We start from the raw sequence: 24,785 nt of genomic DNA, 5'->3' as shown, positions 1-24,785 counted from the left end.
TTAAAATTCTCTTCCATGGCTAAACAGGGTGTTTCAAAAATATCAGGCAATCCTGCTCCCGTGATCGGTGAGCAGACCACCTATATGGTTTCAGACTGGTATCCGGCTACGCCGAGTGAAAAACGCAATCCGGCACTGGTTACCTGGGAATTGTTTAAAAAACGTCCCGACGGAAGCTTTACCACGACCAACATCAGAAAAACAGGAAGCGGAAGCTTTACATTCGGACAGGTAGCCGCCAAGCATACCTATCGCCTGGAGGCTTATCTCCATGAGCCGGAAGGTAAGGGACCAACAACGTTAGATATTACGCCACAACCGGCGGACGTTCCTAAAATAAGCAGTGTTGAACTCCGGTATGTTGATGATGCTCCGGGAACAGTATTCAGCTATCAGGACAAGCTGGTGGCCAAAGCCAAATGCATTAACCTTACAGGGGAAAAACTGATCTTTACCCTTTGGGAAGATGATGTTAAAGGAAATGGGCATGATGCAAATAATCTGTTTGTGGAAAGCAGGGAAGCTGTTGTAGACAAAACAGGGGTGGCTGCTGCAGAATTTGTCCTTACCAAAGCGCTGATGCAACAGGCTGCCAAAGGAGAGCGGAATCCTAAAGAGCTACAGTTTTATGTGACGGTGGAATACTATAAAAATAAAAAGCATGCAACCTCCGATGCAAAAGTAAATAATCCTGATTATAAAGCTCCTGCGCCACCATCCTCACCGGCAGGTGCTCCGAAAAGAGATCCTGCTGCTTCGACTAAGGCGGAGGGCTCCCCTGCAGCTTCAAAGTCTGCGCCTCAAAAAGAGGAAAAGGGAATTGTAGATTCCATGACCGAATCTGTAAAAAAGAAATTGGCGGAACTCTGGGACTGGGCAGAATCAAACGGGATTATAAAGCCGGATCAGAAGCCGGCACAGGCAAATCCGCAGGGCAAAACCACCAGTATCGTACAGGAACCGAAAACAGAAGGCCTGCTGGATGCTTATTTCGCCAAAGAAGAGTTTATCAAGGAAACAGATGAGGCTGCCGGGCAGCATCAATATAAATTCGGCAACAATAACAACAATATCGATAAAGATAAAATCGCCGGAATCATTAAATCTAAAATTGATCCTGTTGTAAAAGCGGATAAGAAATATACCAAACTGGAAAATATTAAACAGTCGCTCACAAAAACTTCTTATAAAAAAGATGAAGTCATTTCCATCAATCTGTTTAAGCTTGGCCCTGAATTTATCCGCATCAACAGCGCCCCGCTGGAAGAAGAGGTGTATGTGGTTGCCAAAGCATTTCTGCTGGAGGGCAAAGAAGTAAGCATCAGGATCAAAGAAAAAGAATCAGTTTTTATCGCAAAAGATGCTGACCTTCCGGTACTTGAGGGGAAAGAAAACGGTAATGAAATAACGGTTCTCAAGGCCATTGTCCAGAATAACCTGGCTAAAGTTAAGATCAAGCTCCGCCCTAAAGCTGATGAAAAACTTACTGAATGGAAAGGGAAATTAAGCGGCATTAAAGACGGTACCCATACCTACACTTTCGGGGGGAATAATGCCACATCCACTGAAGAACAGAAAAATAGTGTGGCTAAAACTATTGCCGATAAAATCAAATCCCAGCTTTCCACCCAAAAGAAATTTGCAAAAACAGAAACCATCGTCAAGGCTTTAACCAATGATGCCTACCATAAAGGCGATACGGTGACGTTTGACGTATACAAAACGGTAACGGAATATCTTTGGCTTAAAGCAGAATGTCAGGGCAATCTTAAAAAACATGAGGGAGAATTCCTTAAAAAAGAAGGTGCCTATTTTGTTGTTGGTAAAAGATGCTTCTGTAACCGTGATATTACGCTTCAGGAGTTTGAAGAAATCCTTAAAAAACTCAGGGAAAGTGAGGGGATGGCCAATACTTCCTCCATGTTTACTGCCACTAACTGTAAGCTGGATGATAAGACCAATGAAAGTTTTATTAAAAAACTGAATGAGGCCTTTACCAAATATGAAATCAATACCTGCATCAGGAAAATCCATTTCCTGGCACAGGTGTATCATGAAACAGACCGGTTACAGACCACAAAAGAGTATAACGGTAAAGACAGCTATAAGCCCTATGTGGGAAGAGGGCTCATGCAGCTGACGTGGAAAGACGGCTATGCGGGATACAAATCCTACTCCGGAGTAGATGTCGTTACCAATTACGAAAAAGTGGCGGAAGAGCTGAACCTTACCGTAGATACGGCAGGATGGTTCTGGCAGCAAGGGAAGCAGCTGAGCCCGGGAAGTACGTGGACAGTACCGAAAACTTCATTCAGTGAATATGACGGGTCAACCGGTAAACAATTCCCAAAGCAGGAATGTACTTACGAAGTCGACGGAGTAAGCAAGAAATACGGAACCGTAAATCTCAATCTCCTCGCAGATGCAGATTATATTGACACCGTTAGCTGGCTGGTGAACGGAGGAGGAAACGGTAGGACAGAGAGAAGGAAATACCTGAAGGAAATAAAGAAGATCTTTAAATACCCGGAAGAATGTATTCATGGTGGGAAGACCACGCCTGCAGCAGGCGGAGGTACGGTAAATATTCATTTTGAAGGTGAAACAGCGTTGGCAGACGGAATTTCGCAAAGGACGAGAACCATCCTGGAAGAAGTGGGTGCCGCCTCCAAAAACAATGATATTTACATTACCAGTACCGCGAGAACACCCGGAGACCAGGCAAGAATTATGTATGGAAATATAAGCAGGACCAGTGTGGCCACGCAAAAAGGAATTTATGCCAATGCCGGTGATCAGGTTATCGATGTCTATGCAGCTGGAAAAAAGGCAGGCAAGGCAGAAGCTGACATCATCTCTGAGATGGAAGCTAAGATCAATGAGCTCGGACCTTCTACCGTATCAAAGCACCTGGCCAACCCGGAAGTAATGAACACGTTTGACGTGTCCATCAGAAGGCTGTCCAACCCTGCAGATTTCAAAAGCGAGATGCAGAAAAGAACGGAACTCCATCAGCTGCTGGATGAAAACGGAGCTTACCACATAGAAATAAACCAATGATAAAACCAATATATCATAGTACAGTGCTGGGAGTTTTTTCTCTCTTTACACTGGCCATATCCTGTAAAAAAAACACGGTCACCGCAAAAACTGCGGCGGCACCTGAAACGGTTCAGAAAGTAATGGGCAGTATTCAGGATACCCTTGTGAATAACAGCGGAATATATATCCTCTATCCGGGTGAGAAAGAATCCGACTCCTTAAAGAAAGCCATGGGAGAAGATGTATTTTATACTGTGGCAGACGACAGCAATTACTATATGGCTGAAATTTCAGGCCGGTTAAAAGAAAAAGCAGTCTACACCCATCATAAGACGATCCGCTTTCCGAAAGAAAAGTTTGTCTTCAGTAAAAAAGACCAGAAAAACAACTGGCTTGTCATAGAATACCGCGAAGGAAGCCGGCCATTGGTTTTTTCACTGGTGGATTACTATAACAAATTGGATGACGGCACGCAGAAAACGGCCTCTTCTTCATCAGCGATAGATGCCTACATGAAAAATGACGAATTATCCATGACTAGCCTGGATATCAACGGTGACGGTAAAGAGGATAAGATTTTCAGCAATAAGCCGGGGACCGGTGATGGCCTTTTTGTTTTCTTTCTGCAGGATAATGGTTATGCATTACAGTTGCAGTCAACCAATTTTTCCCAGGATGGCGGAAACCAGGTATCCGGGATCAAAAAAGAAGGCAACGGTTTCTCAGTGACTACAGATTTTCCGAAAGGAACTGACCGGTATACCTATTTTATCAGGTATAATAAAAACTTTGTTATTGATAAGGTGGTGCATGAAATTGATTCATGGCAGGATAAAAAAAAGCAGGTCTGCACATTCAGCCCGAAGATCATATTGCCGAAACCTACTGATGACATTTTCAGTCAGCTCATTGAAAGTGAAAAGAAAGCCCATTGTACTTCAGGGAAATAAGAACCCGATTTTTATGGTATTAATCAATAAAACCGTCATGAAATCCGGGATTACATATGGCAGGCTTCATTTTACCCATAAAATATTACCCATCTGTTCAGAAAAAATGCTAGGACTGTTCTTGGTACTTCTTTTCTGTTCCTGTAAGGGAGAGCCTGTTAAAAAAGAAAAAGCTGCTGATAGCATTGCTGTTCGCAGGATTGCTGAGGCTCCTGCAGGTAAAACGGCTGAAAACTGTTATGATTATCTCACCGAACTGGTGAGGAGCAGTAATTTTCCCTTTTCAGAATGGAAGATTGATCAAAAAGAAGTAAATCTCGTGATCGATTATGATAATAAAGAAACCATTTTGTGCCAGCTTGTTATTGATTCCGGGGGGAGCGGAATCATAGGATGGATAGAATACCGAAAAAAGGATGGCCGGCTGATGAACACATCAGCAAATCTTGAGCAGCCTCTGGTGTTAAAATATGATGCCAAATGGAAAGATGCATTCGATTCATGTGTTGCCAGATAATGAGTACGGAAACTGATTTTACAATATGTGTTTACCTTAAAAATACCTGATTTAACCGGTTGTACTCGCGGATGACAGCCTGAAAAAACTGTTGGGATGTTAAAAATTTTTACCTAAATTGGTCTATATCAAAAGACCGCTCTATGATTGTTCATTTTATCCTTCACGGAGAAACGCTTGAAAGTATCGCTGAAGACATAAAATTGGAAAATCCGCTTTACCTGAAAGAATACCACAACCGGCGGTGTGCCAGGGAAGATTTTATCGTTGACAGGTTAATTCCCGGGAAACGGCTCCTCATTCCGGCAGATTCGGATATTGCACAGTATAACCTCAGGAATGATGCCCCGTTCAAAAGCCCGGACAGAAACCCGGAAATCCCTTTTCAGCCGCAACAGCTTAACCGGAAATATTCCGTTGGCATAGTAGAAAAGACATATCTTGAACAGGAAGTTTCCCAGCAGGCCGTCTTTTATGATGCCCTCCTGCAATGGATGGGTCTTGAAGAAGGCAATCATCTCTTCCATTATTCCAAACTCAGTTTTTACAACCGGAAAGACGGTATTCTGGGAGACCTTGCCGAAGACTGCATCAAATCCCTGAATCCTATAGAAATAAAAACCGATCTGCAAGGAAAAATTACCGGTATACGGATGAGCCCGGAGGTGGCTGGCCGTTTCAAGGAGATCAAAGACAGGCTTCTGGACTTATATCCGGGTCCGTATGCAAAAACCTACATTGAAGAGTTTGCCTATGCCGTTCAGAAACCTGAGCTTTTTAATGAAAGGATGAAGGACGATATCTTTATCAAAACCTATTTTGCTTCTATACGCACTCCGTTCAGGAATGGGATATCCCGTTATCCGTTTCCTTTATCCGATCCCGGAATTTCTTTAGCAATTATCCAGACCGCTGAACCCCCTGTACAACCTTCTGAGATTCTTTTAAGTCAGAAAACCGAACCAGATGCCGCATTTCCCGGTGCCCTGTACAGCGGGCAGTATATCATCCGCAAAGAAGACGGTCTGATCGCAGGTATCAGGATCGATTACGAATATACTGAATATGGTTCCAGGAATACCACGCAGGTCATTGTTGATGAAAAGCCATAAAACGGATCGTAGAATTACGACATGCAATCGTAGAAATACGACAAAATTCAAAAAATATTTTTAAAAATTTTCAAAAAAAAATCTGCTGATTTATCTTTGTATAAGAATCATCGAATAAACAGTATTAACGATTAAAATTTACAATTATGGCAAACAATTCAAGAGGAATCTTAAAATTCAACGGTGGGGGAGATCAGAAATTATTAAAACTGAACTACAGTGTCTCCAGATCTACAGATGTATCCGGAAGAGTAGCCTCAGATCCTTCCAATGCGATTATCAAATTAACCGTGGAGGCTACTGAGCAGTCGGACATCCTGGAAAGCTTGCTGAACGGAAAATACAAACCTACAAAAGGAGAAATCACATTCAATAAATCCCATGAGGAAGGTACCCTGATCACCCTTAGCTGGGAAAACGGATATGTCATCCAGCACGAAGTGGACTTTGATGCTATAGACAGCAACAATATGCTGATCAGCTTCGTGGTAAGCGCAGAAAAAATCACATACGGTAATTCTTTCTACGACGGTATCTGGCCGCTGGGGTAATCCGGAACAATCATAACCTGTAAAGACTGTCTCAGAGGCAGTCTTTTCTGTTTAATTTTCATCATACTTTGCTATGCTGAGAATATTAATGTTACCTTACATCCTTAAGGCATAAATTTTTATGTTCTGAAAAAAACTAATATCTTAGTAAAAGAATTAAACTTTTTTAAGGATTAAGGATTATGCTGCTGTAAGCGGTAAAATGATTCTAACCACCACCAAATCAGATAACATTAATTGAAAAAAATACAACATGGGAGTACTGGTCACCAACGAAACGGTAAAACAGCTTTTTCATATTGCGCAGTCTATTGCAAGAGAAAATTATAATGCCACATACGGTGCACCGCATATCCTGCAGGCTTTGATGCATAAGGATATCGGTTTGAATGAATTTCTAAAAAGCATAGATAAGGATCCGGGCTATTTTTACGAATGGGCGGATGTGCGCATCGAAGACTATCCTAAAACCACGCATCTTCCCGATGAAGCCGGACAGGATGAAACGGTTGACCGTATCGTGGAGGAAGCAGACGATATACGCCTGAAGCTGGGGCTGGATGAAATCACACCGGTCTGCATCCTTACGGCTATTGTAAAGCCTCAGGTAGCTTTCAGCCTTCAGCAGCTTAAATCACTGCCACTGCGGGAACATGAGGTATTTAACCTGTACCGGAAAGATACGCCTTTCGCTGCCGGAGAAAACGGGGAATTTTCTTCTATTTTTTCCAAGGGTTCAGATTTTTCCGAAGCCTCTTTCCCTTCCATTAAAAACTATTGCGTAGACAGGACCGCGCAGGCTAAAAAAGGGGAACTGGAGAATATCATCGGGCGGGATAAGGAGTTGAGGATGCTTGTAGAAATCCTGTGCCGCAGAAGCAAGCCCAACGTTATTATCATCGGGGAACCCGGAGTGGGGAAAACAGCCCTGGTGGAAGGATTTGCTATAGAAATCAATAAAGGTAACGTTCCGGAAATGCTTAAGAATGCAACGCTGCTTGAACTGGATACCGGTGCACTGCTGGCAGGCACTTCCTATAAAGGCGAAATTGAAGACCGCCTGAAAAAGATCATTAATGAATGCAAAAAAATAGAAAAGGCCATCCTTTTCATCGATGAGATCCATACGCTTCTTGACCCTAAGGGAAGCATAGGCAATGTCGCCAATCTCCTGAAGCCTGAACTGGCGAGAGGTGAAATTACCGTCATCGGAGCTACCACACAGGAAGAGTACAGGAAAATCATCGAGCCTGAGCAGGCATTCAACAGGCGCTTTGAGGTTCTGACCGTTCATGAGCCCGATGAAAAAACCTGCGTCAAAATGATTGACGTCCTGCTGGACGGATATAAAAAACACCACGGGATAGAAGTGGAAAAAACCGCCCTTCCCGAATGTGTTCGCCTGGCGAAAAGATACGCCAAGGGTAAAAAGTTGCCGGATGCAGCGATTGACCTGCTGGACAGGACCATGTCGGCCATCAAGATGCTCGATGAGCTTTCGGAAAAGGAACTCGACAGCTGGAAGAGCAGTTATGAAAGCCTTCTGCTGGAAACCTATCCTGACGAGAAGGACAAGGCGGATGAACTGATCTGGACCTATAATTTGCTGAGAGATAAGATCAGCCCAATTCTCTGGGGATCTTTAAGCGAACAGCCGGCACTGGACAATTCGATGCCGGTAGAAGAGATCAGGAAAGTTATTGACCGTACCTACGAAGAGCTCCTTCAGCATGCTTCAAAAAAGAGAGAAAAAGTAGACCGGCTGGAACTGGCTGCCGTTATGGCTGCCAAAACCAATATCCCGATCGGGAAGATACAGGCCCAGGAAAAAGAAAAGCTTCTCAATATGGAATCCATGCTTCTGAAAAGAGTTGTGGGCCAGGATCATGCCCTTAAAATCCTTTCCGATGCGATTGTTGAAAACCGCAGCGGACTGAACAAACCGGGACAGCCGATAGGTTCATTTTTCCTTCTCGGACCTACGGGGACCGGGAAAACGGAACTGGCGAAATCCATGGCTGAACTGCTTTTTAATGACGAGAAAGCAATGGTCCGTTTTGATATGTCTGAATTTAAAGAAGAACATTCTGCGGCACTGCTTTACGGTGCGCCTCCGGGATATGTGGGATATGAAGAAGGCGGAATGCTGGTCAATAAAATCAGGCAGCAGCCTTATACGGTAGTCCTGTTTGATGAAATTGAAAAAGCTCATCATTCCGTTTTCGATGTGTTTTTACAGATCATGGATGAAGGAAAAGTCCATGATAAGCTGGGTAAGGAGGGCGATTTCAGTAATGCGCTCATCCTGTTTACCTCAAACATCGGAAGTGAGGAAATCGTACGTCAGTTTGAAGAAGGTAAGATCCCTGAATCTTCGGCTTTGATGCAGATCATGTCAGGTTCCGGAAAATTCAGGCCTGAGTTCCTGGCGAGGATTACAGAGATTATTCCGTTTGCACCAATCACAGAATCTATTGCGGAAAGGATTTTCAACATCCAGCTGAAATCTCTGCACAGCTCATTAAACCGTCTGGGCATTACCCTGAAAATTTCTGATGAGGCAGTGAAAAACCTTGCCTTGGGAGGCTTCAGCAGCAAATATGGCGCAAGGCAGATCTCCGGCGTGATCAGGGCACAGCTTGCCAGACCGATTTCGAAGATGATCGTAAGGGAAGAAGTGAAAGCCGGGCAGACCATCTTTGCAGACTGGGACCATGAAGAACAGAAGGTGAGCTGGAAAGTAGAAGAAGCATAATATTGCTCAGGAAGCATACTACGGAATGCTGAGTTTCCTGGGAAATAATCATTTAATATGTTAAATAGCTTATAATGAATAGTTTCAGAATGATTTTCACAACAATTCTGGTTTGGGTATGCTCATGGTCTGCGTACGGACAGTTTCTTTCGGCAACAGATACGTCCGAGAACAGCGTACGTAGGTATAAGACCATCATCAATACCAATAAGGATATTGTGAAATTTATAGAATATTCTCTTTCGCAGAAAGGGCTTCCACGCCACCTGAGAAATCTGGCACTTATTGAATCCGGTTTCAACAGAAATGTTATTTCCGGAGCCGGAGCAGTGGGAGTGTGGCAATTCATGACTTCCCATGCCAATCAGTACGGACTCTCGGAACAGAACCGTAATGACCTGTACAAAAGCACGAAAACAGCCGTTGTCTCCCTGTCCAAACTGTATAAAAAGTACAACAACTGGGTTACCGTCGTGGCTGCGTACAACTGCGGTGAAGGCAATATTGCCAAAGCGATGCAGGCGGCAGGTTCATCACAGTACCATATTTTCTATAAATACCTGCCTGATGAGACCATTAATCACGTTAACAAATACCTCAATGCATGCTATGCTACCGGTGAGCTGCAAAGCGTACTGGCGAATTATAATTCCTCAAGGATGAATACCGTCTTTCTTGTGAACGGCGGAAGTAAAGTCAGCCGTCCCGAACTTGCGGAAACCGATATCAATGCAGGATTCAACCTGAAAGTGATTGCAGATGAGCTGCACGTGAATATAGACCAGCTACTCGCCTGGAACCCGGGAATCAACGAAACCCTTCAGAGCAAAGGGGAAAGTTCATTTTTCCTGCCTATGGACCTCATGCCTGATTTCCTGATGAGAAAAAATAAGATTCTCTCACGGTCTGTAAAGGAAAGCAGTCCTGTATCCCAGTAATCAACACCAACCGATCCAAACACTATTTCATATGAAAACAGAATCACAAGATACAGTAAAGAATCCCTCTTTCCGACCGTCACAGAATGCAGACGGTATTTCGGAAAGCCATCACAACGGAATCAACAGGCTGGTAAAGCTTTCCTTAGTGGTGGAAGGGCAGGTAATCCGATATTACAAGCATTTCAGGCTGAAGCAAAGTACCAGGAGGCACCATGAATTTACCCTCACACTGGCTTATGATGCTTTGGGAAACCGCCAGACCCATACGCTTGAAGAAGCGAATAAATTTCTCGGAAAGCGGCTGACCGCGGTTATCTCTTATAAAGATATCGAAAACAGCCCCGAAAGGACTTTTGTAGGGGTGATTACAGGAGTGGCATACAGCCAGGAAAATATGAGCCTTGGAAATATTGTGCTTTCAGGCTATAGCCCGACCATTTTACTGGACGGAGCCCCGCATATTCAGAGTTTCGGAGGTGCACAGCCGGTTAATATGAGCATCATTGCCAATGAAGTAATCAAACAGGGCATTGATATGGAACGGTTTGATGTAAGCATCGATGCCAATGATTATTCACAGATTATCTACAGCAGCCAGTATGACGAAACACATTACAATTACCTGGCAAGAATGGCGGAAGCTTATGGAGAACAGTTTTACTATGACGGTGAAGTCCTTCATTTCGGGAAACTTCCTTCCCAGAACAAACCGATTAAGCTTACTTACGGCAGCAGCGCCAGTGATGTCAAGGTGGAGCTGAAAGCTGTCCATACCAAGCCTCAGTTTTACGGATACAACAGCAGCAGGAATGAAAAGCTGACGTCAGGGGAAACGCCGGTACAGCATGTTAGCGATATGGCAAAAACAGCCTATCAGAATAACGATAGAATCTATAAAACACCTGCTCTCAGAGTGGCTCCCATCAAAGCAGCTACCCATGTGGATGTGGAACACTCCCAGAGAAGTGCGGCAGGCAGCGAAGCTGTCAATGTATTTTCAATCTCAGGAAATACCACCGTGCCGTTCCTGCATCCGGGATGCGTTGTGGATGTACAGATGAGAAAGCCTGACTCCAATGAAACATCCTATTTTACCAGAGTAATGGTTACGGAAGTATCCCATGAAATCGATACCATCGGCCATTATAAGGGCAGTTTTGAAAGCATAGCTTCAGATACAGGATTTTTACCGAAACCCGATTATACCATTCCTAAAGCCGAACCGCAAATCGCTACCGTTATTTCCAATGCAGACCCGGAAGGGCAGGGAAGGGTGCAGGTGAGGTTCGACTGGCAGACCAATGATACTACCCACTTCATCAGGATGATGAGCCCTGATGCCGGCGGAACCGATCAGATCACCCAGAACAGGGGTTATGTAGCGATTCCGGAGGTAGGAGACCAGGTAATGGTGAACTTTGTCCACAGTCACCCGGACCGGCCGTTTGTCATGGGCGGAATGTTCCATGGAGGCGTTGGACTGGGAGGCGGTGCTGATAACCGTGTGAAAGCCATCCAGACCCGGAGCGGGCACAGGATCGTATTTACGGAAGATGAAAGCATCATCATTACAGATAAATCCGGCAATGAAATCCAGCTGGATACTACCGGCAGCAATATCACCATTACCGCACCCGAGACCATGACGTTCAACTGTAAGAATATGAACATCAATGTCGGGATGAATATGACAACCAATGTGGGAATGAATAAATCAGACACCATCATGGTCAATTACACCGAAAGTGTAGGATCAATGAAATACCTCTCTACAGGCGCCGATTTCCTCACCAATGTGGTAGGTAAAATGAGCCACTACGTGAAAGGGGATATGGAGGTATACGGTGAAAAAGAGCACAAAGTGACCAGCATGAAAGGGGTGGAAGTAAGCAGCCAGGGCAAGGTGGAACACCATGCGGAAAAAGAAGTTCAGAATAACAGTGGAGAGAAATCTAAAAATCACTAGGGATGAGCATCGAATATATTGTAGAAGGGAAAGTCATTACACAGACCGGTGGCGACTACAGGACCTTCGCTAAAGAAGGCATCAGCCATAACAGTGCTGAAACCGTAGAGCAGAAAGGCGCGGAAGCAGGGGTAAGCTATAATAAGGTTCAGCCGATCAGTCCTGCTGATAAACCTGTGAATACCATCGATGTCAGCCTGAACCTGTTTTTTGACGGAACCCTGAACAACAAGACCAATACCCAGGCAGGAAGCCGCCAGGCTGCTCCCGAAGGAAGTTATGCCAATGACTTCAGTAATGTAGCCAAAGGCTATGATGCCGTTGATCCCAATGCACAGAACCAGGTATCTTATTACATCGAAGGCATCGGAACAGTGGATATGAAGTCTGATGGTGATACGTTCGGGTATCCGATCCGGGGAGCAGGGATGGGGATGAATGAAAGGGGCGTGAAAGCAAAAGCGACCAAAGGCTGTGTAAAAGGAGCGGAGGCCATCCAGATGAAATTTTCGGGGAAAACCATTGATGTGCTCACCGTTAATGTATACGGATTCAGCAGGGGAGCCGCGGCGGCGCGCCATTTTTTGCATATTGCGAGCAGCACAGCAAAATCAGAAGCCCTGTCGGATAAACAAATCATCGTCTATCCGCCTACGTATTATGAAAAATCAGATGCAGAGGCGATGCCTTCGCAATACCTGATCATCAATGAGCCGGATTCGCCACTGCTTAAATACGGGTATTTCGGAGCATGCCTGCTCAGCAAGAACCTGAAGGTTAAAAACATCAGATTTAATTTTGTCGGATTATACGATACTGTGGCTTCCTATGGAGTCAATCATAAAGGGACTTCATTATTCGGATTCAGTATTGTGGATGACGATTCCAAACAGCTGGGACTGAATGCCGTGAGGAACGCGTCTTTTGTCCTTCAGCTGGCGTCAGCAGAAGAATACCGGGATAATTTCAGCCTTACCAACATAGACAGTGCGGGAATCCGCGGTCTGCAGCTCACTTTGCCCGGTGTGCATTCAGACATCGGTGGCGGTTATGTGGATAATGCAGAAGAGAAAGTGCTGTTATACGAACAGATTAACAGCAGTACGGAATGCAAACGTTTCAGGGACCTTTTAATAGAAGAGGGCTGGTTCATTGACTCTGAAATATGGATCGAATCCAGTGTGGTTCCCAGCAAGGCTACCATAATCAAATATAGACTGTGGGGAAAAAGAAACGTATCCAATGAGTATGGTAAGGTTTCGCTGTATCACATGATTCATTATTCCAAACAGTTTGACGTTAAGTACGATGAAAATCTGGTGTCCCGCCAGGAAATCAAAGATGCTTTCATACAGGGAATCAGCAGTACATTAACCAGCGGATATATTGTTCAGTGCAACAGCCTGAGAAACCAGTATGTCAATGATTACAATGCCCATAAAAATCCTTCAGCAGGTGAATATATTGCTGAATCAAAGCGGTATTCTTACCTGGATTCAAATCTGGACAGCGGTGACCTGAAAAAACTCAGGAACCGTTACCTGCATTGGTCTGCCAATATGGATTCAATAGGAATGGGCCCGAGGGTATCCGGAGCAAAGCCTCTGGCAGAACGCAAAAGATATATACTCAATGGATAAATACAAAGTTTTTATTTTTCTGCTGGGTATGCTCCAGCTTATCAACTGTCAGGATATGAGTAAAAAAGATATGCCTTTGCCGAGTTATAGTGTACAGATTTCACATCCATGGAACAATTATCTGGTTACCCCGGTAGAAGATGAGATTATTACCCTGGAGGGTGTTCCGGCGCATTTACCGTACGGCAGCTCATCGGGAACCTGGGGAGATTCTGGGAAAGGATTTACTGAGCAGGGCGGCACACCGATCGGTGCGGATATCGTCTATTTTTCCAATTATGAAGATACCTTTTACCATCTTAAAGCAGACTTTCCCAAAGAGAAAATTCAGGATCTTGTTCAGAGAGCATATGCGAATGAGGAATCAAAATCTTCGGATGAACCTTTAAAGGAATTCATCAATATCAGGGATAAACCTGATTATAATGAAAAATACAATAAGTTCGGAATGTCCTACTACAAGTTCGGGACGCTTGTTTTCGGTTTTGCCCCGAAAGGAATGGTGGTGGTGTGGCTTCGTTTCGGCTATGTAGAAATACAGTTGGGTGAATTTCAGGCCGAGGTAGTGAAGGATGACCAGAAATATGCAGAAAAGATGTTCTCTGCAATATCCCAGACAAGGCAGGAGATCAAAGCAAAGATGTTTATTCCTGATGCGTCGCCTGCCGAATGGAAGAATTATCAGAAAAGATATGCCTGGGCACCTTATATCAGCTCAGAAAATAAAGGATTGAAGGTTTTCAGGATGCAGCCGGAATACTATAATGGGGAAAAAGAAATCATGCTCCGTCCCTGGGTAGAAAAACCTCCGGTTAAAGAGCGTTCGGTGCCTAAAGAGATTGCTTTCTTCTGGGAAACCGGAAAAGGACAGGCGTTTGAGGGCCGGGCTTTTTTCAGCTGGGAGAAAGTCAATGAACAGTTCAGCAAAGCAGGAAAAGATTTTAAAATGGATATCAGGATTGCTCCGGACAACAGCAGTTTTCAGGTGCTGGTTAATCAGCAGCCGGTTCCAACCGACAGTACAAGGGTTTACCAAAGTGATTTTACTTTTAAAGAATCCTATCGTTAAACCATTCTCAATATAATGTAATATATTACCGGTCATCATAAGGCCGGTTTTTATTTTTCTTTCCGGCATATCAATAAAACATACTTTTATTTAATCCATCTATTGTTCGGAAAAGTGCAGTATTTCATCATAAAGTTGATGGTATGATTGGTCAAGTAGTTGTAAATTAAGTTTTTAAATATCCGGTTTTAATAAGTAGTAGAATTACGACATGAAATCGTAGTATTACTACAATAAATGAAATTGATTACGAAAAACTTTTGTGGGAGTTACAGGACCTCTATATTTGTTAACACAATCAGACACCAAGTCACAAAATATTAACGATTAAAATTTACAAATCATGGCAAGCAATTCAAGAGGAATCTTAAAATTCAACGGCGGAGAAGGTCAGAAATTATTAAAACTGAACTACAGTGTTTCCAGATCTACAGATGTTTCCGGAAGAGTAGCCTCGGATCCTTCCAATGCAATCATTAAATTATCCATAGAAGCTACAGAGCAGTCAGACATTCTGGAAAGCCTACTTAATGGAAAATACAAACCTACTTCAGGAGAAATTACATTCAACAAATCCCATGAGGAAGGTACCCTGATCACCCTGAACTGGGAAAACGGATATGTTATCCAGCACGAAGTGGACTTCGACGCTATTGATACCAATAACATGCTGATCAGCTTCGTCGTAAGTGCAGAAAAAATTACATACGGAGATTCTGCGTACCACGGAGTATGGCCGGGATCAGTGAACGGCTAGACCTGTCACCAATCATCTTACCCAATAAACTAAACATCAGGCAGAGCAGGGAACATACAAAAATAACCTGTTCTGTCCTTTTATTCGATAACGGACTGAACCATTTCAGGCGTTATGTTTTATACTTTTATTTGAAGAATTTCAAAACAGCGGTATTGAAGCAATACACTGTCAAATGACTCAAAACAAAAGATTATGATTAAGGATAATGAATTTGAAATAAATTCCGGACCGGATCAGGTACCGGAAAATCGTGTTTTACAGCCATTACAGGAAACGGGGCAATTACCTTCAAAACCATTTCACGACCCGCTTTTGTCGTCAGCTGAAAAGCTTACCCATCCTGATCTTGCGCCGGATGGCCAGAACATGTTTATGAACGAGGCTTCAAAGATGACAGACCCTATCCGTACGGAAGACCGGATCTGGTCCCGGCAGCCTACCTCCAGAATTCATAATGCAGTTGCCATCGCAGAAAGCCAGATACTGGGAATCAATCGTGTAGTCAGGCTTGACATCGTTATCGAAGGTAAAATAATCCGGCATTTTAAACACTTTAAGCTCAGGCAGAGTGCTGTAAAACACCATGAATTTGATCTGATGCTTGCTTACGACAGCCTTGGCAAGCCAGAAAACCATAATCTGGAAGAAGCCCAGAATTTTTTAGGCAAAAGGATCACCGTTATTTTCAGGTATAAAGATCTTGAAAGCAGTCCTGAAAGAAGTTTTGTGGGTGTCATTACGGAAGTGGGTTTCAGCCAGGAAAAAGGCAGCTTGGGAAATATTGTCCTCAGTGGATTCAGCCCTACCGTTCTTCTGGATGCCGCACCTCACATCCAGAGTTTCGGCGGCGGCCAGGAAGTCAGTCTGAATAGCATTGCAGATCAGATTATCAAAGAAGGGCTGGGACAGAATAAATTTGATTACAGGGTAGATGCTCAGCACGGAAATGTTTCGTACAGTTCGCAGTATGAGGAAACGCACTATAATTATCTGGCAAGAATTGCAGAAGCATACGGAGAACAGTTTTATTATGACGGTGAAGTGCTGCATTTCGGGAAACTGCCTCCTCAGGAAAAACCGGTCAAATTAGTATACGGCAGCAGCGTGACCGATATCAGGATAACCATGAAGGCTCAGCATGTCAATCCCACTTTTTACGGTTACAACAGCAGCAAGAACGAAAAGCTGACTACCGGAAATTCAAAAATCAGTCATACATCAGATATTGCCAGACGCGCTTATGAAATATCTGAAAAGATATTTACTACGCCCTCACTGCGGGTAGCTCCGATAAAAGCCATATCATTCATGGACATTGATGCTTCCCAAAAAGGGACTGCCGGGAGCAAAGCTTCCGATGTTTTCGTGACCTCAGGTTCTACTACGGTTCCTTTCCTGTATCCGGGATGCATTGCCGATGTGGAAATGCGGAAGGAAGACAGCAATGAAACGGCTTATTTTACCAAACTCATGATTATTGCCACAGAGCATGAAGTTGATTCCAGAGGATACTATACCGGTACTTTTGAAGCCATAGCTTCCGATACAGGATATATTCCCCGCCCGGAATTCGAGGTACCCAAAGCTGAGCCTCAGTTTGCCAAAGTCATTTCCAATACCGATCCGTTAAACCAGGGCCGTGTGCAGGTTCAGTTTGACTGGCAGAACGGGCCGTCCACCACAGAATTGATCAGGGTAATGACTCCTGATGGAGGAAGCAGTGAAAAAGTAAGCAAAAACCGGGGATTTATGGCTATTCCTGAGGTTGGCGATCAGGTCATTGTTAATTTCGTCCATCAGCATCCGGACCGTCCTTTCGTGATGGGAGGAATGTTCCACGGACAGGTAGGCGGTGGTGGCGGTACAGGAAACAATATCAAAAGCCTGAGCACCCGCAGCGGAAACAAGCTGGAGCTTAACGATGGCGAAGGCTCGGTACTCTTAACCGACCAGGGCGGTGCCCATATGAAGTTTGATGGTGCCGGAAATGCCGTTACCAACGCCAATAACAATAAGACCGTTACCGTAGGAAACGATAATACCGTCAATGCCGGGTCTAAGCATTGCACGGATGTAGGAAAAGGACAAAGTATCCTGAATATGGATAAAAATGGGGTCATCGATCTCAACGGTGCTACAAAGGTTACCCTGAAAGTAGGGGAAAGCTATATTGAGATTACAGGAACGGCCATAACCATTAAATCAGATACCGTAAATGTAGAAGGCGGTACGCTTACCAATGTAGGAAAAACCGGGGGAAGTCCGGGAATGGTTGTTAACAGCAATGTGACAATTACAGGTGGCCAGGTGGATATAAATTAAAACTATGGATATTATTAAATACGAAATACAGAAAGAAGATACTTTAGAATCAATTGCGGCAAAAGAACATATTTCTGTCGAAGAATTAGTCGGTTTTCATAATGAAAATTGTGGTTTAACCCATATGATTATCGGGAGTGAAATTCCTTTGCAACTTAATTTTGTATTGCTTGAAAAAGACAGAAGTCAACATAATAGCCCTGATCATGAAGGTTTTGAAAATCAATGTAGATACCGGTGTGAACAGGTAAACACTTCGAAATTTAACGGGGTTCTGGAGCATTATGTAGAGCAGAAGTTTCAATATCTTCTAAAATTAAATTTTTCCGAAAGGAAAGGTTTTGTAAAACTTGAAGATTACAACAAATCTATTTCTTCTGCTATAATAGCCGATACTTTTGATTTTATAGAAGCGACGGAAAAAATTAAAAATAATGTAGTATTCAGGCTTGACCGGACGGGAAAAATTGATGAGATATTAAATACAGAAGAGATCAATTCTGCATGGAATGTTTTCAAAAAAGAGAATCTGCACAGTTTGCCATTTATTAAAAAATTGCAGGAAGTTAATCCATCAGCTATCCGGGAATTAATAAACATTGGCGATCAGCAGTTTTCTGTTGACGCCAATAATAATGAAGAATACTGGCGCAACTTTTTCTATTTCTGTTGTTTCGATCAGTATCTGTTCAGCAGCGACTGGGAGGAACGGGATTTTGACCTAATATCTACAATTGTACCGCCGCTCATTATTCCCTTGAAAATCAGGTATGATAAAGTAGACGAAAGCAATGGAATGGTAACCGTAAGAAAAGTGGCAGAATACGCTATGTCAGAGGATCTGAAAAAACAGATTACTGAAAGATATGATGAATTACATAAAAACGTTGTAGGCTATAATTTCACAGATTATAAGCTCATTTTCAGGACCACTGTAGAAATAGACAGTGAAACAAGGATTTTGAAAACAGGCAAAGTGGTTTTAAAAGAAGAGATCGCTGATAATATTGAGAACGAATGTATATTCACCGTAAAAAAGCTGGAAAATTTTGTTCCTTAAAAAATGGAAAGTAAAGAATTTAGATTTCAGGGACTGGATGCTAAAACTGAACTGAGAATTGCATTGCTGCTTGTTATTCCGGCATTAATTATAATGCTCGGAACCCTGTATCTATCCCATATTTTTTTTTCCAATATATTTTTTCTCTTCCCCCTTATTCTTGCGGCCCTAATGACTGTTTTAGGAAGTATCGCAATACTGAAACTCATGACCAATCAGATCAAAGATCAGGATAAGGAGTGGATCATCAGGATCGATGCGCAGAAAAATATTACTGCAATATTTAGAAATAATGTCTGTAATTTTAATATGAAAGATATTGTAATGATTAAAAACATGGGCAATGAAGGTGTCCGTTATTTAACCATTAAAACTAAAGATCAACTTCTTAAAATAAGAGTCGGTAACACTGGGTTTGCTCCTTTTTCCAGTGAACAGGATATTAAAAAACTGGATGCATTCATCGATTATATAAAGCCCTACATCAATGAGAATTTTAATACAAAAGTGCTCAAGAATGCGATGAACCCTAACATTATTCCAAACTTTGGCGTATTTGTACGAAGAGGTGAAACAATAAAGTACAGCATCATCAACAGGATGAAACCATGGCAGGTCATTGCTATGATCTTATCCATAGGAATCATCATCATGATCCTTTTTTTCAATATAATGGAATATTATTTTTTTAAATAAAAGTAAAATGGCAGTTTATTTACCGGAAAAAGTGTTTGCAGTGTGTACTAATCAGTTGAATTCTGATTATAAGCAGTTCCTTGTAAGTGACGACAGGAAATTTAAGACGGTACAGCTTGGATCACAGAAGAGAGTATTCTTAGTAAAACTGGATAAGAAATTATCTGATGAATTCAAATGTAAAAGCGGATGGAGTTCAGGTGCAGGAACTGTTGCCTTCGGAGGTGGTGTTGTGTTGGGGATGCTGGCTGTAGCTGCTACCTCGGCTACTATTCCTGTTGCAGGCTGGATCGTAGGAGGTGTTATTGCAATAGCTGCCATAGGATATGGCATATGGCAAATGATGCAGACGCCTACCTGCAGCGAAATGATCGGGTATCAGGAGAGCCAGTGGAAGAACCATCATAGTAAAGTGCGTTTCGACAGTATAAATATAGCGACCAAAGACCTTTATTTTGCATTGACAAAAAACTCCATGTTAGCCTGTAAAGAAGGAGGGGTTCTGCTTCCTTTTATCAGCCGTATTGCAGCAGGCAATGCAGCTAATAGCATTGCCTCCAATAACAATACCGAAAAATGGATCAATATCGGTTCAGGTCTTATCGCGGGAGTACTGTTCGGATTCAGTATGGGAACAACATTACCGGTGGGTGGAATGTTGGGAGGAGCCAGAAGCTTACATGTTCTTACTCAGACTGCCATTTTCGGGGCATGGCTTCCTGTTGGCTTTTACGTAATTAATCCTATAGCGTCCAACACAGCACAGGGAATCAACAGTGTATTAAGTGACGGAGATTATCAGAATGTAAAAGGTAATTCTGAAGATTCATCGAGTTTAATTCAGCCAACAGATAGCTGGGATCCTCTGTCTCCCCGAAATGACATGAGAGATATCAGAACGAATCTGGTTATGAATAATGCTACCAGAAGTGATATTGCTACATTCGATGGCGGCGTTGCCGAGGCTGAACGTCGGGGTACCTATTCCCTAAGAAATAATCCCCAGCTGAGCGAAATGATTACAAGAATGAGGAATGGTGAGTTCGGCCCCGAATTACAAGACAGAATTACCAATAGGAACGGAACTTTGCGGGGAATGATCAATGAGCGTAATATAAACCGTGTTTCGCAGGCGCATAATCAGAGAGGAAACGCCATGATTCAGGAAAATATCCGGGCAAATTATGTGTCCGGAGCAAAAGCAGCCGGAGGAATGATTACATTAATCGCTCCGTTTGTCAGCAATTATTTTGCAGAGAGTGCAATCAGAATTGCTGCAGAAGAGTTTGCGGCAGATGCTACAAACAGCATAACCGTTAACGCAGTGGAAGCTTAATCCATTCAAAAAGTTAATAAATGTTATAAAGTTTCATGCCAAAACAGAAATTTCCTACCTTTAATACAGCAAACTAAATTCACTTAAAGTATGGAAGCGTACAATTTTGAAACGGCAATTAAACCCTTTTTCTGGGTTGCCTCAGAAAAGACATTTTCAGTATGTTTAAATGCAGGAACGTATAAACCGGAGATTTTTGAATGGAGAAAGGATGAAGGTTTCGAAGGGAACGGGTACGACTGGGCGTCACTGGCAAAAGTTTTCGTGGAAGAAAAGAGGCCCGACCTGGCCGGAGACATCAAATTTGATCCGGAAGCCGATATGTTCTGTGCCTATTCTGAAAACCCGGAGCATTTAAAAGAATTTATCACCGCATTTAAAAAGACCTGTGAAGATGAAGTCCAGGTACAGGACCTCCTGCTGAAAGCGGAAATAGATTAATAGCAATACATGAAGGCCTCATCAGGGGTCTTTTTTTATGGGTAAATAAAATACCAAGCTGTATATAGGTCGTATTTAATGTTTTTCAGCAAAATTATTCTGATGAAGTATTGACTCAGATGATCTTCTTTCAATATCAGCTTTCGGACGAAGAAAAGAAAACTAATTTCTTATCTTTGTTCTCATGGACAATATGGACGCTACACAGGATAAAAGGCTCTTTCTTATCGATGCCTATGCAATGATTTTCAGGGGATATTATGCATTGATCAGGAACCCAAGGCTTACCAGTACAGGACTGGATACTTCTGCTATCTTCGGGTTTACCAACTCTCTGATCGAACTGATCAGGAGGGAAAGGCCTACCCATCTGGCTGTTGTGTTCGATGTGGGAGAAGCCAGCATCAGGACAACGGATTTTACTGAATACAAAGCTAACAGGAGTGAAACGCCAGAGGCGATCACGGCTGCTATTCCATATATCCACCGCATCCTGCAGGCGATGCACATCCCGATTTTAGGGGTAACCGGTTATGAAGCTGATGATGTAATCGGTACGATTGCCTGTAAAGCGGAAAAAGAAGGGTACACCACATTTATGGTGACCCCGGATAAAGATTTTGCCCAGCTGGTAACGGATAAAATCAAAATTTACAAACCCGGGCTGAAAGGCAGCGAGGTGGAAATTTTAGGCGTGGAAGAGGTAAAAGCAAAATACCAGATCGAAAATCCTAAGCAGGTCATCGATTTCCTTGCGATGATGGGTGACTCTGTGGATAATATTCCGGGACTGGATGGCGTTGGAGAGAAGACAGCCATGAAATTCCTGAAAGAGTACGGAAGCATCGAAAATCTCCTGGCCAATACCCATGAACTGAAAGGAAAACTTAAGGAAAAAGTGGAAGCCTCTGCGGAACGCGGGATTTTATCAAAAAAATTAGCGACCATTATCTGTGATGCCCCGGTAGAATTCCACCAGGAACAATATGACCTTGAAACTCCTGATTTCGAAAAAGTGAAAGAAGTCTTCGACGAAATCGAGTTCAGAAGATTGTATGATAACCTGTACAGGGCTTTTGCACCTATCGTAAGCGGAAATACAACCGTTACAAATGTTGAAATCACTATAACAGAAACCACACCTCAGCAGAAAGTAGCGCAGGCCGTAGGGCAGCTGGACCTTTTTGCTACTTATGAAGAGCTGGATCAGGCGGCAGGAACGAAATCAACTATTGAGCATAACGATCACCTGTATCAGTTCGTCGACAATCCGAAGGCACAAAAAATGCTGGTCAGGAACCTCTTGAAGCAACGAGTAGTATGTTTTGATACCGAAACCACCTCACTCAATGAGCTGGAAGCCGAACTGGTAGGCATGAGTTTCTCATACAAAAAAGGACTGGCTTATTATGTCCCGGTCTCCGAAGATCAGGGAGAAGCACTCCAGACCTTGGAGATTTTCAGGCCTTTCTTTGAAAAAGAAGACCTGGTGAAAGTCGCGCACAATTTAAAGTTCGATTATAAAATCCTCAGAAGGTATAATATAACCGTAAAAGGAGCCATGTTTGATACCATGATCGCGCATTACCTGCTGAACCCGGATGGAAGGCACGGAATGGATTACCTTTCTGAAGTTTACCTCGGCTATAAACCTGTTTCCATCGAAACCATCATCGGGAAAAAAGGAAAAAATCAAGGCAACTTCCGGGATGCGGACCTGAGGACGCAGACGGATTATGCGGCAGAAGATGCGGATGTGACCTTCCAGTTATACGAACTCTTTGCTCCGCAGCTGAAAAAAGAAAACCTGGAAGACCTGTTTTTCAATATCGAAATGCCACTGATGGAAGTACTGGCCAAAATGGAGCTTGCCGGAATTTCCCTGGATGAAAAATGGCTGGCACAGGAAAGCATAGACCTGGAAAACGACCTGAGGCAACTGGAACAAAAAATATTTGAACTTTCCGGAGAGGAGTTCAACGTAAATTCACCGAAACAGCTCGGTGAAGTCCTGTTTGAAAAATTGCAGTTGGATCCTAAGGCAAAGAAGACCAAAACCGGGCAGTACGCCACTTCAGAAGATATCCTTCAGAAACTGGCATCCAAACATGAAATCATCCAGCATATCCTGGAATACCGGACCTATCAGAAATTAAAATCCACATACGTGGACGCGCTGCCGTCGCAGATTGAAAAATCCGATAACCGCGTCCATACCAACTTTTCGCAGACTACAGCAGCTACCGGCCGTCTGGCGAGTGTCAACCCAAACCTGCAGAATATCCCGATCCGTACATTGAGGGGACAGCAGATCAGGGGGGCTTTTGTGGCCGGAGAAGGCAAAAAAATTATCTCTGCCGATTATTCCCAGATCGAGCTGAGGCTGATTGCTGAAATTTCCGGTGAAGATAACATGATCAAAGCCTTTCAGAATGGGGAAGATATCCATGCTTCCACTGCTGCAAAACTCTTTAATATTCCACTGGAGGAAGTATCCAAAATCCAGCGTAGCCAGGCCAAAACCGTAAACTTCGGGATCTTATACGGCCAGGGTGCCTTTGCACTGGCGGAGCAGACCGGATTGTCCAGAAGCGAGGCCAAGCAGATGATCGAAGCCTATTTTGAAACGTATTCCAAGCTGAAGGCCTATATGGCGGAACAGGTGAAGAAAGCCCGCGAAATCGGCTATGTGGAAACCATTTTAGGAAGGAAACGCCATCTGAAAGACATCAGCTCCAATAACTTTGTTGTGCGTGCCCACGCCGAAAGGAATGCCGTGAATGCCCCAATCCAGGGAAGTGCAGCCGATGTGGTGAAAATGGCCATGATCAAGATCCAGAAAGAACTGGAAAAAGAGAAGCTAAAGACCCGGATGCTGCTCCAGGTTCATGACGAATTGGTGTTTGAATCTCCGGTTGATGAGGTGGAAGTAGCCACCAACATCATCAAAATGGAAATGGAAAATGCAATTGAAACCCAGGTTCCGCTGCTGGTTGAAGTCGGCGTAGGGGATAACTGGCTGGAAGCGCATTGATAATATTTAAAATTTAAAGCAAAAATAAAACTTTCACTGCACGTGAAAGTTTTATTTTTAATATAGTGGATTATGTATCTAATTACAGAATCGTAAAGTAATAATTAATATTAAAAGCTATATTCAATTCCCCCCACATACGCCAGGGAGAAAAAATCATTTTCAACCGAAACGGGTTTAAGAACCTGTCCCTGGCTTACAAAAATTAGGGCATTGATATCAAATTTCAGGTTGATCTCATTAAGCCTGTTGACGAGGATCGGAAGCCATTGTTCGGCAAAGGAATATCCGGCAAATTTCTCGTAGATCGTTCTGTTCCCGTCTTCGAAACCGTATTCTACCAGATCATGATCGAACCAAACCGTATCCTGTGAAGCTGCAAACTGCGAAATATGCGTGTCATCAGATTCTTCGAGAAGATAATAGTTCTCATCTTCCTCCACAAATTCATAAAAATCCTCCTCACTGTTGAAATTTCCTACCCAAAAATCTAATGTTTCTGTCTGCATGACTTAATTCTTTCCGATTGAACTTTGTTTTAAAGGCTCAAAGTTATGATAAAATTTACAGATTATTCCCATACGGATATGGGG

At 43.2% G+C, this 24,785-nt stretch carries 18 protein-coding genes; 17 read left to right on the top strand and 1 reads right to left on the bottom strand.

Annotated features, from left to right (window positions below; translation table 11 throughout):
• Positions 1–15 precede the first annotated feature (15 nt).
• The 17 genes from CGB83_RS07825 (at position 16) to polA (ending at position 24,192) form a co-directional block, all read left to right on the top strand.
• Positions 16–3,060: a glycoside hydrolase family 19 protein gene (locus CGB83_RS07825; protein ID WP_100075291.1), complete on the top strand. Its 3,045-nt coding sequence runs from the start codon at positions 16–18 to the stop codon at positions 3,058–3,060.
• Positions 3,057–3,992, top strand: a complete 936-nt coding sequence (locus CGB83_RS07820; protein WP_157761375.1) for a hypothetical protein — start codon at positions 3,057–3,059, stop codon at positions 3,990–3,992. The genes CGB83_RS07825 and CGB83_RS07820 overlap by 4 nt, the downstream gene beginning before the upstream one ends.
• Before the next feature lie 37 nt (positions 3,993–4,029).
• Positions 4,030–4,509, top strand: coding sequence for a hypothetical protein (locus CGB83_RS07815; RefSeq protein ID WP_172954689.1), 480 nt, complete (start codon positions 4,030–4,032; stop codon positions 4,507–4,509).
• Positions 4,510–4,652: 143 nt separating this feature from the next.
• Complete coding sequence (locus CGB83_RS07810; protein WP_100075288.1) at positions 4,653–5,621, top strand: hypothetical protein; 969 nt, start codon at positions 4,653–4,655, stop codon at positions 5,619–5,621.
• 143 nt (positions 5,622–5,764) lie between these two features.
• The gene (gene tssD, locus CGB83_RS07805; protein WP_100075287.1) at positions 5,765–6,172 is read left to right on the top strand and encodes a type VI secretion system tube protein TssD; all 408 of its coding nucleotides are present in this window, start codon (positions 5,765–5,767) and stop codon (positions 6,170–6,172) included.
• Positions 6,173–6,425: 253 nt separating this feature from the next.
• Positions 6,426–8,927 (top strand): ATP-dependent Clp protease ATP-binding subunit, encoded by a 2,502-nt coding sequence (locus tag CGB83_RS07800; RefSeq protein ID WP_100075286.1) that lies wholly within the window; start codon positions 6,426–6,428, stop codon positions 8,925–8,927.
• A 74-nt stretch (positions 8,928–9,001) separates the two neighbouring features.
• The gene (locus CGB83_RS07795; RefSeq protein WP_100075285.1) at positions 9,002–9,865 is read left to right on the top strand and encodes a lytic transglycosylase domain-containing protein; all 864 of its coding nucleotides are present in this window, start codon (positions 9,002–9,004) and stop codon (positions 9,863–9,865) included.
• Positions 9,866–9,896: 31 nt separating this feature from the next.
• A complete protein-coding gene (locus CGB83_RS07790; protein ID WP_100075284.1) occupies positions 9,897–11,834 on the top strand; it encodes a type VI secretion system Vgr family protein in 1,938 nt (645 codons plus the stop codon).
• Between the two features lie 2 nt (positions 11,835–11,836).
• On the top strand, positions 11,837–13,474 hold the full coding sequence (locus CGB83_RS07785; RefSeq protein ID WP_100075283.1) for a T6SS phospholipase effector Tle1-like catalytic domain-containing protein: 1,638 nt from the start codon (positions 11,837–11,839) through the stop codon (positions 13,472–13,474).
• Positions 13,467–14,543 (top strand): DUF2931 family protein, encoded by a 1,077-nt coding sequence (locus tag CGB83_RS07780; RefSeq protein WP_100075282.1) that lies wholly within the window; start codon positions 13,467–13,469, stop codon positions 14,541–14,543. Before CGB83_RS07785 ends, CGB83_RS07780 begins: the two co-directional genes overlap by 8 nt.
• 343 nt (positions 14,544–14,886) lie before the next feature.
• Entirely contained in the window at positions 14,887–15,300 is a 414-nt protein-coding gene (gene tssD / locus CGB83_RS07775; RefSeq protein ID WP_172954687.1) for a type VI secretion system tube protein TssD, read from the top strand.
• A gap of 375 nt (positions 15,301–15,675) precedes the next feature.
• Complete coding sequence (locus tag CGB83_RS07770) at positions 15,676–17,625, top strand: type VI secretion system Vgr family protein (protein ID WP_100077532.1); 1,950 nt, start codon at positions 15,676–15,678, stop codon at positions 17,623–17,625.
• A gap of 4 nt (positions 17,626–17,629) precedes the next feature.
• Entirely contained in the window at positions 17,630–18,685 is a 1,056-nt protein-coding gene (locus CGB83_RS07765) for a LysM peptidoglycan-binding domain-containing protein (RefSeq protein WP_100075280.1), read from the top strand.
• A gap of 3 nt (positions 18,686–18,688) precedes the next feature.
• On the top strand, positions 18,689–19,381 hold the full coding sequence (locus CGB83_RS07760) for a hypothetical protein (protein WP_100075279.1): 693 nt from the start codon (positions 18,689–18,691) through the stop codon (positions 19,379–19,381).
• Between the two features lie 7 nt (positions 19,382–19,388).
• Complete coding sequence (locus CGB83_RS07755) at positions 19,389–20,717, top strand: hypothetical protein (RefSeq protein WP_100075278.1); 1,329 nt, start codon at positions 19,389–19,391, stop codon at positions 20,715–20,717.
• A 90-nt stretch (positions 20,718–20,807) separates the two neighbouring features.
• Positions 20,808–21,158, top strand: a complete 351-nt coding sequence (locus CGB83_RS07750; RefSeq protein WP_100075277.1) for an immunity 51 family protein — start codon at positions 20,808–20,810, stop codon at positions 21,156–21,158.
• A gap of 193 nt (positions 21,159–21,351) precedes the next feature.
• Positions 21,352–24,192, top strand: coding sequence for a DNA polymerase I (gene polA / locus CGB83_RS07745; protein WP_100077531.1), 2,841 nt, complete (start codon positions 21,352–21,354; stop codon positions 24,190–24,192).
• 110 nt (positions 24,193–24,302) lie between these two features.
• On the opposite strand, the gene CGB83_RS07740 is transcribed toward polA, so the two are convergent.
• Complete coding sequence (locus CGB83_RS07740; RefSeq protein ID WP_100075276.1) at positions 24,303–24,701, bottom strand: immunity 22 family protein; 399 nt, start codon at positions 24,699–24,701, stop codon at positions 24,303–24,305.
• Between the last annotated feature and the right edge of the window lie 84 nt (positions 24,702–24,785).

Origin of the sequence: Chryseobacterium camelliae (assembly GCF_002770595.1) — a bacterium.
GTDB classification, from domain to species: Bacteria; Bacteroidota; Bacteroidia; order Flavobacteriales; family Weeksellaceae; genus Chryseobacterium; species Chryseobacterium camelliae.
The sequence above is the reverse complement of the archived record's forward strand: the minus strand, read 5'-3'. Positions and strand labels throughout refer to the sequence as shown.

Bases quoted from the DNA above. Each gene is read 5' to 3' on its own strand.
- CGB83_RS07790 (WP_100075284.1), top strand. From the start codon at position 9,897: ATGAAAACAGAATCACAAGATACAGTAAAGAATCCCTCTTTCCGACCG.
- polA (WP_100077531.1), top strand. From the start codon at position 21,352: ATGGACGCTACACAGGATAAAAGGCTCTTTCTTATCGATGCCTATGCA.
- CGB83_RS07795 (WP_100075285.1), top strand. From the start codon at position 9,002: ATGAATAGTTTCAGAATGATTTTCACAACAATTCTGGTTTGGGTATGC.
- CGB83_RS07800 (WP_100075286.1), top strand. From the start codon at position 6,426: ATGGGAGTACTGGTCACCAACGAAACGGTAAAACAGCTTTTTCATATT.
- CGB83_RS07825 (WP_100075291.1), top strand. From the start codon at position 16: ATGGCTAAACAGGGTGTTTCAAAAATATCAGGCAATCCTGCTCCCGTG.
- CGB83_RS07785 (WP_100075283.1), top strand. From the start codon at position 11,837: ATGAGCATCGAATATATTGTAGAAGGGAAAGTCATTACACAGACCGGT.
- CGB83_RS07765 (WP_100075280.1), top strand. From the start codon at position 17,630: ATGGATATTATTAAATACGAAATACAGAAAGAAGATACTTTAGAATCA.
- CGB83_RS07740 (WP_100075276.1), bottom strand. From the start codon at position 24,701: ATGCAGACAGAAACATTAGATTTTTGGGTAGGAAATTTCAACAGTGAG.
- CGB83_RS07760 (WP_100075279.1), top strand. From the start codon at position 18,689: ATGGAAAGTAAAGAATTTAGATTTCAGGGACTGGATGCTAAAACTGAA.
- CGB83_RS07750 (WP_100075277.1), top strand. From the start codon at position 20,808: ATGGAAGCGTACAATTTTGAAACGGCAATTAAACCCTTTTTCTGGGTT.
- CGB83_RS07770 (WP_100077532.1), top strand. From the start codon at position 15,676: ATGAACGAGGCTTCAAAGATGACAGACCCTATCCGTACGGAAGACCGG.
- CGB83_RS07815 (WP_172954689.1), top strand. From the start codon at position 4,030: ATGAAATCCGGGATTACATATGGCAGGCTTCATTTTACCCATAAAATA.
- CGB83_RS07780 (WP_100075282.1), top strand. From the start codon at position 13,467: ATGGATAAATACAAAGTTTTTATTTTTCTGCTGGGTATGCTCCAGCTT.
- tssD (WP_172954687.1), top strand. From the start codon at position 14,887: ATGGCAAGCAATTCAAGAGGAATCTTAAAATTCAACGGCGGAGAAGGT.
- CGB83_RS07755 (WP_100075278.1), top strand. From the start codon at position 19,389: ATGGCAGTTTATTTACCGGAAAAAGTGTTTGCAGTGTGTACTAATCAG.
- CGB83_RS07820 (WP_157761375.1), top strand. From the start codon at position 3,057: ATGATAAAACCAATATATCATAGTACAGTGCTGGGAGTTTTTTCTCTC.
- CGB83_RS07810 (WP_100075288.1), top strand. From the start codon at position 4,653: ATGATTGTTCATTTTATCCTTCACGGAGAAACGCTTGAAAGTATCGCT.